General features: G+C 66.1%; 15 protein-coding genes. 12 read left to right on the top strand and 3 right to left on the bottom strand.

The annotated features are described in order from the left end of the window. Nucleotides 1-213: 213 nt before the first annotated feature. From prpB to prpF, 6 genes are all read left to right on the top strand, one after another. Complete coding sequence (prpB, locus tag BR71_RS20240; protein ID WP_043641587.1) at nucleotides 214-1,101, top strand: methylisocitrate lyase; 888 nt, start codon at nucleotides 214-216, stop codon at nucleotides 1,099-1,101. Next, nucleotides 1,088-1,417: a cupin domain-containing protein gene (locus BR71_RS20235; RefSeq protein WP_043641585.1), complete on the top strand. Its 330-nt coding sequence runs from the start codon at nucleotides 1,088-1,090 to the stop codon at nucleotides 1,415-1,417. The genes prpB and BR71_RS20235 overlap by 14 nt, the downstream gene beginning before the upstream one ends. A gap of 33 nt (nucleotides 1,418-1,450) precedes the next feature. Further along, the gene (gene prpC, locus BR71_RS20230; RefSeq protein ID WP_043641583.1) at nucleotides 1,451-2,599 is read left to right on the top strand and encodes a bifunctional 2-methylcitrate synthase/citrate synthase; all 1,149 of its coding nucleotides are present in this window, start codon (nucleotides 1,451-1,453) and stop codon (nucleotides 2,597-2,599) included. Nucleotides 2,600-2,653: 54 nt separating this feature from the next. Continuing rightward, nucleotides 2,654-5,260, top strand: a complete 2,607-nt coding sequence (gene acnD, locus BR71_RS20225) for a Fe/S-dependent 2-methylisocitrate dehydratase AcnD (RefSeq protein ID WP_043641950.1) — start codon at nucleotides 2,654-2,656, stop codon at nucleotides 5,258-5,260. A 41-nt stretch (nucleotides 5,261-5,301) separates the two neighbouring features. Further along, nucleotides 5,302-5,703 carry an endonuclease domain-containing protein gene (locus tag BR71_RS20220; RefSeq protein ID WP_081862767.1) on the top strand — a complete coding sequence of 134 codons (402 nt, stop codon included), beginning with the start codon at nucleotides 5,302-5,304 and terminating at the stop codon, nucleotides 5,701-5,703. A gap of 135 nt (nucleotides 5,704-5,838) precedes the next feature. Next, nucleotides 5,839-7,029, top strand: coding sequence for a 2-methylaconitate cis-trans isomerase PrpF (gene prpF, locus BR71_RS20215; RefSeq protein WP_043641582.1), 1,191 nt, complete (start codon nucleotides 5,839-5,841; stop codon nucleotides 7,027-7,029). Between the two features lie 48 nt (nucleotides 7,030-7,077). Here prpF and BR71_RS20210 read toward each other — a convergent pair whose 3' ends face one another. Further along, nucleotides 7,078-8,724: an acyl-CoA dehydrogenase family protein gene (locus BR71_RS20210; protein WP_043641581.1), complete on the bottom strand. Its 1,647-nt coding sequence runs from the start codon at nucleotides 8,722-8,724 to the stop codon at nucleotides 7,078-7,080. A 57-nt stretch (nucleotides 8,725-8,781) separates the two neighbouring features. Between BR71_RS20210 and BR71_RS20205 the strand changes: the two genes are divergently transcribed. Continuing rightward, nucleotides 8,782-9,426, top strand: a complete 645-nt coding sequence (locus tag BR71_RS20205) for a TetR family transcriptional regulator (protein ID WP_043641579.1) — start codon at nucleotides 8,782-8,784, stop codon at nucleotides 9,424-9,426. 82 nt (nucleotides 9,427-9,508) lie between these two features. After that, nucleotides 9,509-10,411, top strand: coding sequence for a 4-hydroxy-tetrahydrodipicolinate synthase (gene dapA / locus BR71_RS20200; RefSeq protein WP_043641577.1), 903 nt, complete (start codon nucleotides 9,509-9,511; stop codon nucleotides 10,409-10,411). Between the two features lie 57 nt (nucleotides 10,412-10,468). Here the strand turns inward: dapA and BR71_RS20195 are convergent, their stop codons facing one another. Both BR71_RS20195 and BR71_RS20190 read right to left on the bottom strand, forming a co-directional pair. After that, nucleotides 10,469-10,969, bottom strand: a complete 501-nt coding sequence (locus BR71_RS20195; RefSeq protein ID WP_043641576.1) for a YajQ family cyclic di-GMP-binding protein — start codon at nucleotides 10,967-10,969, stop codon at nucleotides 10,469-10,471. A gap of 55 nt (nucleotides 10,970-11,024) precedes the next feature. Continuing rightward, nucleotides 11,025-11,897: a MurR/RpiR family transcriptional regulator gene (locus tag BR71_RS20190; RefSeq protein ID WP_043641574.1), complete on the bottom strand. Its 873-nt coding sequence runs from the start codon at nucleotides 11,895-11,897 to the stop codon at nucleotides 11,025-11,027. Between the two features lie 298 nt (nucleotides 11,898-12,195). On the opposite strand from BR71_RS20190, the gene BR71_RS20185 reads away from it, so the two are divergent. Genes BR71_RS20185 through BR71_RS20170 form a run of 4 tightly spaced genes read left to right on the top strand, consistent with a single transcriptional unit; the run spans nucleotide 12,196 to nucleotide 16,827 of the window. Next, on the top strand, nucleotides 12,196-13,566 hold the full coding sequence (locus tag BR71_RS20185) for a glutamine synthetase family protein (protein ID WP_043641573.1): 1,371 nt from the start codon (nucleotides 12,196-12,198) through the stop codon (nucleotides 13,564-13,566). Beyond that, nucleotides 13,567-14,952, top strand: coding sequence for an aldehyde dehydrogenase family protein (locus BR71_RS20180; protein WP_043641571.1), 1,386 nt, complete (start codon nucleotides 13,567-13,569; stop codon nucleotides 14,950-14,952). A gap of 4 nt (nucleotides 14,953-14,956) precedes the next feature. Continuing rightward, nucleotides 14,957-16,117 (top strand): iron-containing alcohol dehydrogenase, encoded by a 1,161-nt coding sequence (locus BR71_RS20175; RefSeq protein ID WP_043641569.1) that lies wholly within the window; start codon nucleotides 14,957-14,959, stop codon nucleotides 16,115-16,117. Beyond that, nucleotides 16,117-16,827, top strand: coding sequence for a gamma-glutamyl-gamma-aminobutyrate hydrolase family protein (locus BR71_RS20170; protein WP_043641568.1), 711 nt, complete (start codon nucleotides 16,117-16,119; stop codon nucleotides 16,825-16,827). The genes BR71_RS20175 and BR71_RS20170 overlap by 1 nt, the downstream gene beginning before the upstream one ends. The last annotated feature ends 38 nt before the right edge of the window (nucleotides 16,828-16,865 follow it).

Here is a 16,865-nt window from a genome sequence, read left to right as displayed (position 1 = left end):
CAGCTGCGAAACATAACAGACCTCGAACAAAACTTGAACATTTGTTTTAACCGTATTGCCAGCGCGCAAACCAGCCCTTACACTCCTACCAAGCACTTGCTTGAATGACATAGCGATAACAATCAAAGCCAATAGTTCCCGGAATCGTCTTCTCGCTTCCGGCGCAAGCCCTTCCGGGCCTTGGCTTTGCCCGCAATAAAGGAATCCAACGCGATGAGCACACCCGGCCAACGCTTCCGTCAGGCGGTAGCACAAGAACAGCCCTTGCAGGTAGTGGGCGCGGTCAACGCCTACGCCGCCCGGCTGGCCGAGCACTCCGGCTTCAAAGCCCTGTATCTGTCCGGAGGCGGCGTGGCCGCTTGCTCCTGCGGCATTCCGGACCTGGGCATCACCACGCTGGAAGACGTGCTGATCGACGCGCGCCGCATCACCGACGTGACCGAACTGCCGCTCCTGGTGGACATTGACACCGGCTGGGGCGGCGCCTTCAACATCGCCCGCGCGGTCCGCAGCCTGGAAAAAGCCGGCGCCGCCGCGGTGCACATAGAGGATCAGGTACAGCAGAAGCGCTGCGGCCACCGCCCCAACAAAGCCATCGTCAGCCAAGCGGAGATGGTGGACCGCGTCAAGGCCGCGGTGGATGCGCGTCGCGACGACGACTTCGTGATCATGGCGCGCACCGACGCGCTGGCGGTCGAGGGGCTGGACGCCGCCATCGAGCGCGCCGTCGCCTGCGTCGAGGCCGGCGCAGACATGATCTTTCCGGAGGCGATGACCGAGCTGGCGATGTACCGTCGCTTCGCCGAAGCGGTGAAGGTGCCCGTATTGGCCAATATCACCGAGTTCGGCGCCACCCCGCTGTTCAACACCCGCGAGCTGGGCGAACACGGCGTCGGGCTGGTGCTCTATCCCTTGTCCGCTTTCCGCGCGATGAGCCAGGCCGCGCTCGGCGTCTACGGCGCGATTCGCCGCGACGGCGGCCAGCAAGCGGTGCTGGACGCAATGCAAACGCGAGCCGAGCTTTACAGCCACCTGGATTATCACGCCTACGAACAAAAGCTGGACGCGCTGTTCCGCCAGGAAGGCCATGGTGCCGAATAATCTGTTCGACGACATTCCGGCCCAGTTGCCGGAAGAGTTGCTGCAGACTTTATTCAGCGGCGCGAAAGGATTCCGCGTCGAACGCATCGTCTCGCGCGGCCATTCTTCACCGGACGGGTTCTGGTATGAGCAGGACGAAGAAGAATGGGTGCTGTTGCTGTCCGGAGCGGCCGAACTGGAATGCCAGGACCCGCCCCAGCGTCTCAGGCTGACGCCGGGCGATTGCGTGTCCATCGCGGCGCGGCGCCGCCACCGCGTGGCCTGGACCGCGCCGGGGCAGGACAGCGTCTGGCTGGCTGCTTTCTACGAAAAATAATCATTCCGCAGGTCTGCGATTAAGGAGAAAAGCATGAGCGAAACCGTTGTTGGCATCAAACCCAAGAAATCCGTAGCCCTGTCCGGCATCGCCGCCGGCAACACCGCGCTGTGCACAGTAGGCCGCAGCGGCAATGATTTGCACTACCGCGGCTACGATATCCTCGACCTCGCCGGACGCTGCGAGTTCGAAGAAGTAGCCCACCTGCTGGTGCACGGCAAGCTGCCGAACAAGGCCGAGCTGGTTGGCTACAAGAAAAAACTGAAATCGCTGCGCGGCCTGCCGGCGGCGGTGAAGGCGGTGCTGGAAGCGATTCCGGCCAGCGCCCACCCGATGGATGTGATGCGCAGCGGCGTGTCCGCCTTGGGCTGCGCGCTGCCGGAGAAAGACGACCACAACCAGGCCGGCGCGCGCGATATCGCCGACCGGCTGATGGCCAGCCTGGGCTCCATGCTATTGTACTGGCACCACTTCAGCCACAACGGCAAGCGCATCGAGGTGGAAACCGAAGACGACAGCATAGGCGGGCACTTTCTGCACCTGCTGCACGGCGAAAAGCCGCCGCAGGAATGGGTGCGCGCAATGCACACCTCCCTCAATCTGTACGCCGAACATGAGTTCAACGCCTCCACCTTCGCCGCCCGCGTCATCGCCGGCACCGGCTCGGACCTGTACAGCGCCGTCACCGGCGCCATCGGCGCGCTGCGCGGCCCCAAACACGGCGGAGCCAATGAAGTGGCCTTCGACATTCAGCAGCGCTACGAAACCCCGGACGAAGCCGAGGCGGACATCCGCGCGCGCGTGGAACGCAAGGAAGTGGTCATTGGCTTCGGCCACCCGGTCTACACCCTTTCCGATCCGCGCAACAAGGTGATCAAGGATGTGGCGCGCGAACTGTCCAAGTCCGCCGGCAACAGCAAGATGTTCGACATCGCCGAACGGCTGGAAACCGTGATGTGGGACATCAAGAAAATGTTCCCCAATCTGGACTGGTTTTCCGCGGTCAGCTACCACATGATGGGCGTGCCCACCGCCATGTTCACCCCCTTGTTCGTGATCGCCCGCACCAGCGGCTGGAGCGCGCACGTGATCGAGCAACGTCAGGACGGCAAAATCATCCGGCCCAGCGCCAATTACATTGGCCCTGAAGACCAGATATTCGTGCCGCTGGAACAGCGCTGACCGGACCGGGGGCCGCCGCGCTCCCGCCCTGATTTTCAAATTGGTCAAGACATGATGAATACCACTTACCGCATTCCCCTGCCCGGCGCCGGACTCGACTACTTCGACGCCCGCGCCGCCGTTAACGCCATCCTCCCCGGCGCCTGGGAGCAATTGCCCTATACCGGCCGCATCCACGCCGAAAACCTGGTGCGCCGCTGCGAACCGGCGCTGCTGGGCGAATGCCTGGAGCAGATCGCCCATCGCAAGCGCGAGCGCGACTTCCCCTGGTTTCCGGCGCGCGTGGTCTGCCACGACATCCTGGGCCAGACCGCGCTGGTGGATCTTGCCGGCCTGCGCGACGCCATCGCAGACCAGGGCGGCGATCCGGCCCAGGTCAACCCGGTGGTGCCGGTGCAATTGATCGTCGACCACTCGCTGGCGGTGGAATGCGGCGGCTTCGACCCGCAGGCTTTCGAAAAGAACCGAGCGATCGAAGACCGGCGCAACGAGGACCGCTTCCATTTCATCGAATGGACCAAGAACGCATTCGACAATGTCGACGTGATCCCGGCCGGCAACGGCATCATGCATCAGATCAATCTGGAGAAGATGTCGCCGGTCATCCACGCCGACAACGGCGTGGCCTACCCGGACACCTGCGTCGGCACCGACAGCCACACCCCCCACGTGGATGCGCTGGGTGTGATCGCCGTCGGCGTCGGCGGTCTGGAAGCCGAAAACGTGATGCTGGGCCGCGCATCGTGGATGCGGCTGCCGGACATCGTCGGCGTGGAACTGTCCGGCAAACCCGGCCCAGGCATTACCGCCACCGACGTGGTGCTGGCGCTGACCGAATTTCTGCGCCAGCAAAAGGTGGTGGGCGCATATCTGGAATTCTACGGCGCGGGCGCGGCGGCGCTGACCTTGGGCGACCGCGCCACCATTTCCAATATGGCCCCGGAGTACGGCGCCACCGCGGCGCTATTCTTCATCGACGAACAGACCATCGCCTATCTGAAGCTGACTGGCCGCAGCGACGAGCAGGTGCGCTTAGTGGAAACCTACGCCAAGACCGCCGGGCTATGGGCCGACACGCTGCAAAACGTCGCGTATGAACGGGTGCTGCGCTTCGACCTGTCCAGCGTGAGCCGCAATCTGGCCGGCCCGTCCAATCCGCACAAGCGGCTGCCGGTATCGGCTCTCGCCGAACGCGGCATCGCCGTGAACCTGGCGCAGGCGCGCGCAGAAGAGGCCCAGGGCCTGATGCCGGACGGCGCGGTGATCATCGCCGCCATCACCAGTTGCACCAATACCTCCAACCCCCGCAATGTGATCGCCGCCGGCCTGCTGGCGCGCAATGCCAACCGCCTGGGCCTGATTCGCAAACCGTGGGTGAAGTCCTCGCTGGCGCCGGGTTCCAAGGCAGTCGAACTCTATTTGAAGGAAGCCGGTCTGTTGTCCGAGCTGGAGCAATTGGGCTTCGGCATCGTCGCCTTCGCTTGCACCACCTGCAACGGCATGTCCGGCGCGCTGGAACCCAAGATCCAGCAGGAAATCGTGGAGCGCGACCTATACACGACGGCGGTACTGTCCGGCAACCGCAACTTCGACGGCCGCATCCACCCCTACGCCAAGCAAGCCTTCCTGGCTTCGCCGCCGCTGGTGATCGCCTACGCCATCGCCGGCACCATGCGCTTCGACATCGAAAAAGACGTGCTCGGCGTCGCCGACGGCAAGGAGATCCGGCTCAAGGACATCTGGCCGGACGACGCGGAGATAGACGCGGTGCTGCGCCAGGCGGTCAAGCCCGAGCATTTCCGACAGGTGTACGAACCGATGTTCGCCATCCGCCGCGACACCGCCGCCAAGGCCAGCCCGCTGTACGCCTGGCGGCCGCAGTCCACCTATATCCGTCGCCCGCCTTACTGGGAGGGCGCGCTGGCCGGCGAGCGCACGCTGCGCGGCATGCGCCCTCTGGCCCTGCTGCCCGACAACATCACCACCGACCACTTGTCGCCGTCCAACGCCATCCTGCCGGACTCTGCCGCCGGCGAATATCTGGCGAAGATGGGCCTGCCGGAGGAAGACTTCAATTCCTACGCCACCCACCGCGGCGACCACCTGACCGCGCAGCGCGCCACCTTCGCCAACCCCAAGCTGTTCAATGAAATGGTGTTGAACGAAGACGGCTCGGTGAGACAGGGCTCACTGGCCCGCGTCGAGCCGGAAGGCAAGACCATGCGGATGTGGGAGGCGATAGAAACCTATATGGAGCGCAAGCAGCCGCTGATCATCGTCGCCGGCGCCGACTACGGCCAGGGCAGCTCGCGCGACTGGGCGGCCAAGGGCGTGCGGCTGGCCGGCGTCGAGGCCATCGTCGCAGAGGGCTTCGAGCGCATCCACCGCACCAACCTGATCGGCATGGGCGTGCTTCCGCTGGAATTCAAGCCCGGCGTCAACCGCAAGACGCTCGCGCTGGACGGCACCGAGACCTACGACGTGGTAGGCCGACGCCAGCCGCTCGCCGAACTGACGCTGCTGATCCACCGCCGGAACGGCGACACCGCGCAGGTACCGGTGACCTGTAGGCTGGACACCGCGGAAGAAGTGTCGATCTACGAAGCCGGCGGCGTGTTGCAGCGTTTCGCTCAGGACTTTTTGGAAGGCGCGGGAGGCTGACCCCCTCTCCCCCGGCCCCTCTCCCTCAAGGGGAGAGGGGTATGCGCCAGCTCGATTTCGCCAAGTCCTTACGGCGCAATATGACCCACGCCGAACAGCGACTCTGGAAGCAGCTCCGCGCCCACCGGCTGAACGGCGAGAAATTCCGCCGCCAACAGCCGATCGGCCCCTACATCGTCGATTTCGTCCACTTCGGCTCGCAGCTGATCATAGAGGCGGACGGCAGCAAGCATCACGAAAGCCGCAGCGACGCCGCGCGCGACGCTTGGCCGCAGGCGCAAGGCTTCAGAGCCATGCGTTTCTGGAACAACGATATTCTGTATAACCAGGACGCCGTCCTAGAAGCGATCTGGCAAGCGCTAAGCGCCGATTCAAAGCCTCGCGAGCAAGAGCGAGACAAGGCGAAAACTAGCGAAAAAGCGGAATGTGCGAGGGGTACATGAGCATTTTGAGCTTGTACTCACCGTACAAGGCTTCACGAAGCGCCGCAGACTTTGAACAGGTTCTAAGCGCCCGGACACAATGAACACAGCGGCGCACCGATAACAGAGCCGCCACAAACACAGGAAAACAAGCACATGAACCACCCAGCCCAGATCCGCATCCCCGCCACCTATATGCGCGGCGGCACCAGCAAGGGCGTGTTCTTCCGGCTGCAGGACCTGCCGGAGGCCGCGCGCCAGCCGGGCGCGGCGCGCGACGCGCTGCTGCTGCGGGTGATTGGCAGTCCGGACCCTTACGGCAAGCAGATAGACGGCATGGGCGGCGCCACGTCCAGCACCAGCAAGACCGTGATCGTGTCCTCCTCCTCGCGTCCCGGCCACGACGTCGACTACCTGTTCGGCCAGGTCGGCATAGACAAGGCCTTCGTAGACTGGAGCGGCAACTGCGGCAATCTGTCCGCCGCGGTCGGCCCCTTCGCCATTGCCGGCGGCCTGATCGATCCAGCGCGCATTCCCGCCGACGGCGTGTGCGCGGTGCGCATCTGGCAGGCCAATATCGGCAAGACCATCGTCGCCCATGTCCCCATCGTCAACGGTCAAGTGCAGGAGACCGGCGGCTTCGAACTGGACGGCGTCACCTTCCCCGCCGCCGAGGTGCCGTTGGAATTCCTGGATCCGGCCGATGAGGGCGACGGCGACGGCGGCGCGATGTTCCCCACCGGACACCTGGTGGACACGCTGGACGTGCCCGGCGTCGGCGTTTTCCCGGCCACATTGATCAATGCCGGCATCCCCACCATCTTCGTCAACGCCGCCGACATCGGCTACAGCGGCACTGAACTACAGGACGCGATCAATGCCGATCCGGCGGCGCTGGCGCGCTTCGAAACCATACGCGCCCACGGCGCGCTGAAGATGGGCCTGATCAAGACGCTGGACGACATCGCCAGCCGCCAGCACACGCCCAAGATCGCCTTCGTCGCGCCTCCGGCCGACTACCTCTCCTCCAGCGGCAAACCAGTGCGCGCCGCCGACATCGACCTCCTGGCGCGGGCAATGTCCATGGGCAAACTGCACCACGCAATGATGGGCACCGCCGCGGTGGCCATCGGCACCGCGGCGGCGATTCCCGGCACCCTGGTCAATCTGGCCGCCGGCGGCGGCAAACGTCGGATGGTGCGCTTTGGCCACCCGTCCGGCACCTTGCGCGTCGGCGCAGAAGCCCGCCAGGCAGACGGGGCCTGGACGGTAACCAAGGCAGTCATGAGCCGCAGCGCTCGGGTGTTGATGGAAGGCTGGGTGCGGGTGCCGGGCGACGTGCTCTGAGATTGCGTCGCCCTTGCTCGCGGATCGCAAACATGTTCTGAGACCGGCTCAGGCCGGCAAGGCGCGCTGCAAGATCGCGTCGACCTGCAAGCGATTCGCATCCAGCGCGCCGGCCACCCGCCCCCACTGCCCATCGCTCAAACGGCTGGCGACGAAACCCTGCGCCAAGGCCGCCGGCGCATGACGCGTCAGCAGGCAGCCCTGCGCGGTCAGCGCCAGCAATTGTGCAAAGCGCCGGCCCAGGGGCTCCAGCTCGGCCGGCCTGGCGGCCAGCTCTCGCAATTGCGCCAGCGCCGCGGCCAGCGCCGGATCGCCGCCGGACAGAACCGCCAAATCCTCCAATAAAGCCTGCCAGGCTTGTGGCTCGCGCTGCAGCGCCCGGATCACATCCAGACACATCACATTGCCCGAGCCCTCCCAGATCGAATTCAGCGGCGCTTCGCGATACGCGCGCGCCATCGGCCCATCGACATAGCCGTTGCCGCCAAACACCTCCATCGCCTCGCCGCTGAACTCCACCGCCCGTTTGCACACCCAGAACTTGGCCGCAGGCGTGACGATGCGTTTCCACCCCCGCTGCGCCGGCGCGTCATCGCGCTCGAAGGCTTCAGACAGACGCGCCGCCACCTGCAGCGCCGCCTCGCTCTCCAAGGCCAAATCCGCCAGCACCGCGCGCATCAGCGGCTGCTCGGCCAAGCGCTTGCCGAAGGCCATGCGCCGCCGCGCGTAGGCCAAGGACTGCACCACGCCCTGGCGCAACAACGCGGCGCTGCCGATCACGCAGTTGAGCCGAGTGTAGCCGGCCATCTCGATGATGGTGGGAATACCGCGCCCCTCCTCGCCAATCAACACACCCCAGGCGTCCTGAAACTCCACCTCGCAGCCGGCGTTGCTGCGGTTGCCCACCTTGTCCTTCAGACGCTGGATCCGCACCGCGTTGCGCTCGCCGTCGGGCCGCCAGCGCGGCACGTAAAAGCAGCACGGCGCGCCGTCGACGGTTTTGGCCACCACCAGATGAGCATCGCACATGGGCGCGGACCAGAACCATTTGTGGCCGCGCAGCCGGTATTCGCCGCCTCGGCCTCCGGCGCCCAGCGGCGTCGCCTGCGTGGTGTTGGCGCGCACGTCGGAGCCGCCCTGCTTCTCGGTCATGCCCATGCCTATCCACGCCGACGTCTTGCGTTCCAGCGGCAAATCGCGACTGTCGTGAACGCGGCTGAACAGCTTGTCGCCCAACGACGCCCACAACCCCGGCTCGCGCCGCAGCAAGGGGATGCCGGCCTGGGTCATCGTGGCCGGGCACAGGCTGCCGGCCTCCACCTGGCCATGCAGATAGATTCCGGCCATCGTCGCGCTCCAGCGGCCTGTCCGTTCGCTGTCGAAAGGCATGCTCACCAGGCCCTGCTCGCGATACAGCGTCAACAACTGGTGCCAGGCCGGGTGGGAGTCCACTTGGTCGACGCGGCGGCCGCGGCGGTCGAAAGCGCGCAGCTCCGGCACATGGCGGTTGGCCTGCTCCGCCAGTTCGAAACTATCCGCCCTCCCCAGGCGCTCGCCGTAAGCGCGCAGCCCGGCCTCGGCCCAGCCGGCGTCGGCGCGCAGCAGAACCTCGCACAAGGCCGGATCGCTGTCGTACAGCGAGTAATCCGCCAGTTCTTCGTACTGGTTGCTCACTTCATGGGTTTGCCAGATCATCGTTCCGTCTCCCTCGCGCCGCTCAGCGGCCATGACGAAAGTATAAGGAAAGCGGCGATGCGACATGTTCGGGTTTCCCTTACCGCGGCGCAGCAAGCTGAGCAGGCCGCGCCGGCCACGCGCCGGCGGCCGCGCCAGTCGCGCTCGCGCGCCAGCCTGATCGCGCTGCAACAGGCCTTTGTTCAGGTTTTGCTGGAACGCGGCTACGCCAAGACCACGGTGCGCGAAGTGGCCGCCGTCGCCGGCGTGGCGGTCGGCACCTTTTATCAGTACGTGCGCAATATGGACGGCCTGGCCGCGCTGAGCATCCACCAGCATGTGCATGCCCTGGCCGACGCTTTGCGTCGCAAAGCCGCCGCCTGCCGCGGCACGGACCGCCGCGAGATCGCCGCCGCGCTGCTGGCCTTGCAACTGGACACGGTGCAACGCCAGGCGGCGGCCTGGAGCGCTTTGTTCCAGTTGGAGCGGAGAGTGTCCTCGCTGGAAGCCTACCGCCGCCACTACCAGCAATACGTGGACATCTGGCGCGCCGCGTTGGCCGGCGCCGTGGAGCCGCCTCCGCGTCTGGACGCCGCGGCGCGCATGGCTCACTGCCTCTGCTACGGCGCAATCTCCCAAGCCTTGCTGAGCCAGGGGTCCGCCGCCGACCTGCCGGCCTTGCGCCTGGAGTTGGAGGCGGCGCTCAACGCCTGCCTGGGCTGAAACCGCGGGAAAGGCTGCGCGAGAAGGAGTAGAATCGGCCTCAGCCGCCGTCAAGGTGGCCAAGAAGAACAAAGGAAGCAAAATGACAGAACATTGGGGCAAGGTGCTGACCGCCATGGTCACGCCCTTCGACGAGGCCGGCCGGCTAAATCTGGACGCGGCACGGCAACTGGCCAGACATCTGGCGGCCAACGGCAGCGACGGCCTGGTGGTGGCGGCCACAACCGGCGAAGCGCCGACGCTGAGCGACCAGGAACGGCGCGACTTGGTTCGCGCGGTCAGCGAAGCCGTGACCATCCCCGTGCTGGCCGGCACCGGCAGCAGCCATACCGAACACGCGATCGCGCTGACCCGCGAAGCCTCCGACCTGGGCGCCGCCGGCGTCTTCGTGGTCGGCCCCTATTACAACCGCCCGCCGCAAGCCGGCATCGAGGCTCATTTCCGCGCGGTGGCCGCGGCCACCCGGCTGCCGCTGATGGTCTACGACGTGCCGGGCCGCACCGGCCGCCGCATCGCCGCCGACGTGCTGCTGCGGCTGTTCCGCGAAGTGGACAATATCGTCGCCTTCAAGGACGCCACCGGCGACCCGGCCGCGGCCGCCGCGCTAATAGCCGCGGCCGGCGAGCATTTCACGCTCTATTCCGGCGACGACGCCCTGACCCTTCCCTTGCTGGCCGTGGGCGCTGTGGGTGTGGTCGGCACCTCCACCCACTGGACCGGGCCGGAGTTCGCGCGCATGATCGCCGCTTTTGAACAGGGCGACACGGCGCTGGCGCGGCGCGTCAACGCCGGCTTGCAGGAGTCCTTCGCCTTCTCCAACACCGACGCCTCGGTGTTTTCGATGTCGGTGAAAGCCATGCTGCGGGTGCAGGGCCTGCCGGTAGGGCAATGCCGGCTGCCGTTGCCTCCCACCGGCGCCGCCGAGGAGGAACAGGCGCGGCTGGTATGGGAGCGGCTGCAATTGCGTCGCGCCGCCGCCTATTAGGCGCAGCCCATGAAAAAAGGAGCCGACAGGCTCCTTTTTCACATCTAACAACGGCGTTCAGTCGCGGAAGTTGTTGAATTGCAGCGGAAAGCCGTTTTCCTTGTCGTCGGCGATTTCCTTGCGCATCAGCGCGATGCACTCCTGCAGCACGTCGCGCTTGGCGCCGGACACGCGCACCGCTTCGCCCTGGATGCTGGCCTGCACCTTGAGCTTGGCGTCCTTGATCAGCTTGACGATTTTCTTGGCCAGATCGGACTCCAGCCCTTCCTTCACCGTCAGCACTTTCTTCACCTTGTTGCCGCTGACCTTTTCCAGTTTGCCGTACTCCATGCAGCGCACATCCACGCCGCGCTTGGACAGCTTGTTGACCAGAATATCGTTGACCTGATCCAGTTGGAATTCGGCGTCGGCGTACAAGGTCAACTCCTTGTCGCCGATCTCTATACGGGCGTCGCTGCCCTTGAAGTCGTAACGCGTGGACACTTCTTTATTGGCTTGCTCCACGGCGTTGCGCACTTCCACCTTGTTCACTTCGGACACGATATCGAAAGACGGCATGAAATATTCCTAATAATGCTTGATGCCGCCATTTTAGAGGCTGGCCCCGCCCTTGTCACTCGACCGCCCCCTCCTCGCCTTCGCCCAGCCGCGCCCGCATCGCTTCCACCTCCTTGAGCCGGCCGCTGATGCGATCCCAATGCCGCGCGTTCAAGGCGGCGATCACCGCATCCACCAACATCATCAACGGTGTGTTGCTATCCCAGCCGGCCGGGCCGGCCGTGTGCGCCGCCAGGGTGTAGCGCGCCACCCGCGCCACCGGCGACAGCCATTGGTCGGTGAACAGCAGCACGCTGGTCTTGCGCTGAGCCGCCATTTCCGCGATGCGCAGCGCGTCGTCCCAATAACGGCGGATGTCGAAGATCACCAGTACGTCCTGTCGCCCCATGTCCACCAGCGAATCCGCCCAACTCGCCGGCACGCCGCGCAAATGCACCACGTCCGGCCGCACCACTTTCAGATGGTGACAAAGATAAGCCGCCAGCGGGTCGGTCAGCCGCCCGCCCAGCAGCCAGATCCGGTGCTTGCGTTCGCCCAGCAAGTCCACCGCGCCGTCGAACTCGGCGCGCGGCACTTGAGCCGCGGTCTGGCGCATCAAATCGGCGATGCGCTCCGCGTGACTGGCCAGAAAATCGTGATCGCCCTGCAGTTGCCCCGGGTCGTGGCGCATTAACGGCGATTGCAGCCGCAGCTCCAGTTCGGCGCGCAAGGCCCCCTGAAAAGCGGCGTAATTGTCGAAGCCCAGCTTACCGATCAGGCGCAGCACCGTCGGCCCGCTGACATCGGCGCGCTGCGCCCATTGCGCGATGGTTTCCAAGCCGGCCACCGGATAATTGGCCAGCAGCGCCCGTCCCACCTTGCGTTCGGTGGGGGTCAGCGCTTCGAACAGCGCGCGGACTTGTTCCGCGATCGAGCGGCTTTGGCTCATTCTGTTGCCCCTTTGGCAATGCACGACTGACATCGTGCCGCGCAGCATAACAGCGCCAGTGTAAAAACGGCATTGTGTCATTGCGCCCACACTACGCCCCAGATTCTAATATTTATTACAAATTTGGCTTGATTCATTTTTTTTTAACGAATAATACTACCCAAACAACATGACGGCGACCAGGGACGGCCCAAAAGGCAGCCACAAACCGCTATCAAAACAGATAGTTGCAAGCCAGACGATGAACGCTCGGCCGGTATCGGGGACATTAGACCGCGGCAATCAGGGAGAGACAGCGATGGAAGCACGCGACGTAAAGACAATCGCGGATTTGAAGGTTTTGATCGAAGAACGCCGCCTGAGTCAGATCAAGGTGGGCCTGGTGGACATGGACGGGGTGATGTGCGGCAAATACATGTCGCGCGACAAATTCCTGTGCGCGCTGGAAGGCGGCTTCGGTTTCTGCGACGTGGTGTTCGGCTGGGACGTGGGCGACAAGCTGTACGACAACACCCTGCTCACCGGCTGGGGCCGCGGCTACGGCGACGCCGAGGTGCGGCTGATCCCCGAATCCTGCCGCGACCTGCCGCTGGAAGGCGATATGATCTTCGTCCAGGGCGAGGTGGTGGGCCGGCTGGAAAGCCTCTGTCCGCGCGGCCTGCTGCGCCGGGTGCTGGAGCGCGCCCGCGGCATGGGTTTCGACGTGCTGGCCGGTTTCGAGTACGAGTTTCTGGCGGTGGACGAAGACAACGATGCGTTGCAGCAGCGCCTCTATCAACACCCCAAGCCGCTGGGCAGCGGCGCCTTCGGCTACTCCATCCTGCGCAGCTCGGTGAACACCGACTTCTACCGCGCCTTGCTGGATCTGTGCGAGCGGATGCAGATGCCCATCGAAGGCCTGCACGAGGAAACCGGCCCCGGCGCGCTGGAAGCCGCGCTGTGCGTGGACAACGCTCTGCGCGCCGCCGACAACGCCGTCTGTTTCAAGACCTTCTCCAAGGTGCTGGCGGAAAAACAGGGCCGCATGCTCTGCTATATGGCCAAGTGGCACCAGGAGCAATCCGGCCAGGGCGGCCACATCCACATCTCGCTGCGCCGCCGCGACGGCGGCGACAGCGCCTTCCACCAGCCGGGACGCGAACACGCGATCAGCGACGCGATGCGTCATTTCATCGGCGGCATCCAGCGGCTGATGCCGGAGTTCATGAGTCTGGCCGCGCCCACGGTCAATAGTTTCCGCCGGCTGGTGCCCGGTTACTGGGCGCCCACCAGCTCGCTGTGGGGCGTAGACAACCGCACTGTGGCCATCCGGGCGATTCCCGGCAGCGCCAAGTCGCAACGCGTCGAATACCGGCTGCCGGGCGCCGACAGCAACCCCTATCTGGCGCTGGCCAGCGGCCTGGCCGCCGGCCTCTACGGCATCGAACACCGTATTGAGCCTGAAGAACCTGTCAGCGCCAACGGCTATCTGCTGGATGCCCCGCCCCACCTGAAACTGCACCGCACCTTGTGGGAAGCCGCTCAGGCGCTGCGCGCCTCCGCCGCGGCCCGCGACTGGTTCGGCGACGATTTCGTCGACCACTTCGCCGCCACCCGCGAGTGGGAAGAACGCGAGTTCCAGCGCCACGTCACCGACTGGGAATTGAAACGCTACTTCGAGATCATTTAAATGAGCGCAAACTACTCCGTCATCACCCCGCTGGACGGCTCCGTGCTGTTACAGCGCAGCTATACCAGCCCGGTCCAGACCCAGGCCGCGCTGGACGCCGCCCGCGCCGCCCAGGCGGGCTGGCGCGCCACCCCGCTAGCCGAACGCAAGGCCTTGATCAACCAGGCGGTGGACTGGCTGATCGCCCACAAGAGCGACTGCGCCGACGCCATCACCCGCCAGATCGGCCGCCCCATCCGCCAGTCCCCTGGCGAAATCGGCGGCCTGACCGAACGCGCCCGCCATATGCTGGATATCGCCGAGGAAGCGTTGGCCGATCTCCACCCCGCGCCCAAGCCCGGCTTTGAGCGTTGGCTGCGCCGCGAACCGCTGGGCACCGTGCTGGTGCTGGCGCCATGGAACTACCCCTTCCTCACCGCCGTCAACACCATCGCGCCGGCGCTGGCCGCCGGCAACTGCGTGCTGCTCAAGCACTCCTCGCAAACCCCGCTGATCGCCGACCTATTCCGCCAGGCCTGCTCCGCCGCCGGTCTGCCCATCGGCGTGTTCCAGACCCTGGAGCTGGACCATGCCGCCACCTTGAAACTAACCGCGGCGCCCGAAATCGACTTCGTCGCCTTTACCGGTTCGGTGAGCGGCGGCCGCGCGGTGCAGCGGGCGGCCGCCGAGCGCTTCATCGGCGTCGGCCTGGAACTGGGCGGGAAGGATCCGGCCTATGTGCGCGCCGACGCCGACCTGCCGGCGGCGATAGAAAATCTGGTGGACGGCGCCTTTTTCAACTCCGGCCAGTCCTGCTGCGGCATCGAACGCATCTATGTGCAACGCGGGCGCTACCGCGACTTCGTCGATGGCTTCGTCGAACTGACCCGCACCTATCGCTTCGGCCATCCGCTGGACCCGGACACCAATCTGGGACCGATGGTGCGCGCCGGCGCCGCCGACTTCGTCCGCGGACAGATCCAGGCGGCGCTGGCCGCCGGCGCGCGCGCCTTGATTCCGGCCGGTCATTTCGCCGCCGACGCGCCCGGCAGCGCCTATCTGGCCCCGCAGGTGCTGGTGGACGTGGACCACTCCATGAGCGTGATGCGCGAGGAGAGCTTCGGCCCGGTCATCGGCATCATGGCGGTGGACTCCGACGAGGAGGCGCTGCGGCTGATGAACGACAGCGCCTACGGCCTGACCGCCTCGATCTGGACCGCGGACCGCGACGCCGCCGTCCATCTCGGTCAACAACTGGAAACCGGCACCGTGTTCATGAACCGCTGCGACTACCTTGACCCGGCGCTGGCCTGGACCGGAGTCAAAGACACCGGCCGCGGCGTGTCCCTGTCCACGCTGGGCTACCAGCAACTGACCCGGGTCAAATCTTTCCATCTCAAGGGGTAAGGCGATGCAACTGCAAGGCAACTGGAACTATCCGACCAGCATCCGCTTCGGCGCAGGCCGCGCCGCCGAACTGCCGGCATTGTGCCGCGAACTGGGCATGCGCCGCCCGCTGATGGTCACCGATCCCGGCCTCGCCAGGCTGCCGATGCTGGCGCGGCTGCAGTCCCTGCTGAGCGGCGCCGGCCTGGAGACGGCCTTGTTCAGCGATATGCGCCCCAACCCGGTGGGCCGCGACGTAGACGCCGGCGTCGCCGCCTTCCGCGACGGCCGCCACGACGGGGTGGTCGCCGTCGGCGGCGGCAGCGCGCTGGACGTGGGCAAAGCCATCGCGCTGATGTCCGGACAAAAACGCCCGCTGTGGGACTTCGAGGATGTGGGCGACAACTGGCTTCGCGTGGACCCCGCCGGCGTCGCGCCCACGCTGGCGGTGCCCACCACCGCCGGCACAGGCTCCGAGGTGGGCCGCGCGTCCTTGATCATCGACGAGGCCGCGCACCGCAAGGTCATCATCTTCCACCCGGCCATGCTGCCCAAGCTGGTGCTGGCGGACCCGGAACTGACCGCCGGCCTGCCGCCGGCCCTGACCGCCGCCACCGGCGTCGACGCGCTGGTGCACAATCTGGAAGCCTTCTGCTCCCCGTTCTACCACCCCATCGCCCAGGGCGTGGCGCTGGAAGGTATGCGGCTGGCGCACGACTGGCTGCCTGCGGCCCACGCCGATGGCGGCAATCTGGAGGCGCGCGCCCAGATGCTGTCCTGTTCCATCATGGGCGCCACCGCCTTCCAGAAAGGCCTGGGCGGCGTGCACGCGCTGGCACACCCCATAGGCGCGGTGTTCGATACCCATCACGGCCTGGCCAACGCCGTGCTGCTGCCCTATGTGCTGGTGCGCAACCGGCCGGCGATAGCCGAACGGCTAGCCGCCGCCGCCCGCTACCTGGGCCTGGCCGACGCCGGCTTCGACGGTTTCCTGGCTTGGGTGCTGCAATTGCGCGCCGGCCTGGGCATTCCCCACACCCTGGCGGAGATCGGCATCGGCGCGGACGCCGCCGCCGACATCGGCCGCATGGCCAAGGCCGACCCCAGCGACGGCGGCAACCCGCTTCCGCTGTCCGCCGACGACTACCGCGCGATCTTCCTCGCCGCGCAGCAAGGCAGGCTGTGATGAGGCGCCCGCTGATCGGCCTAACCACCTATCCGGCGGCGCCCGAGCACGGCTACCACACGCCGCAGGAATACGTGGCGGCGGTGGCGCGCGCCGGCGGCGCGCCGGTGCAGTTGCCGGCGCTGGGCCCCGACATGGTGGACAGCTGGCTGGACAAGCTGGACGGCGTGGTGCTGATCGGCGGCGGCGACATCGACCCCGCCCGCTTCGACGGCGGCGGCCATCCCACCATTTACAACCTCAGCCCGGAGCGCGACGCCACTGAAACCGCGCTGGCGCGCGCGCTGCTGCAACGCAAACTGCCGACGCTGGCAATCTGCCGCGGCCTGCAAATCCTCAACACCGTGCTGGGCGGCAGCCTGCACCTGCACCTGCCGGACGTGGTGGGCGAGGCCGTGCCCCATCGCGCGCCGCCGCGCGCACCAACCCCTCACCCGGTGCGCGTCGCCGCCGGCTCCTGCCTGGCTGGCCTGATCGGCACCGAAGTCCTCACCCAGTCCTGGCACCACCAGGCGATAGACCGCCCCGGCCAGGGAGTGGTGCCGGTGGCCTGGGCGCCTGACGGCGTGATCGAGGCGATAGAAATCGCCGGTTTCCCCCAGTTGATCGCGGTGCAATGGCACCCCGAACTCTCCGCCGAGCGCGACGACGGACAGCAAAGACTGTTCGACGCGCTAGTCACCATGAGCGGCGGTCCGCCGCCCGGCTGAGCGTAGCCGCACCTCGCCCCAGACATAGACACGAAGCC

The sequence above is a fragment of the Chromobacterium haemolyticum DSM 19808 genome (assembly GCF_000711885.1).
GTDB lineage: Bacteria > Pseudomonadota > Gammaproteobacteria > Burkholderiales > Chromobacteriaceae > Chromobacterium > Chromobacterium haemolyticum.
This window is presented reverse-complemented; position numbering and strand designations above follow the sequence as displayed.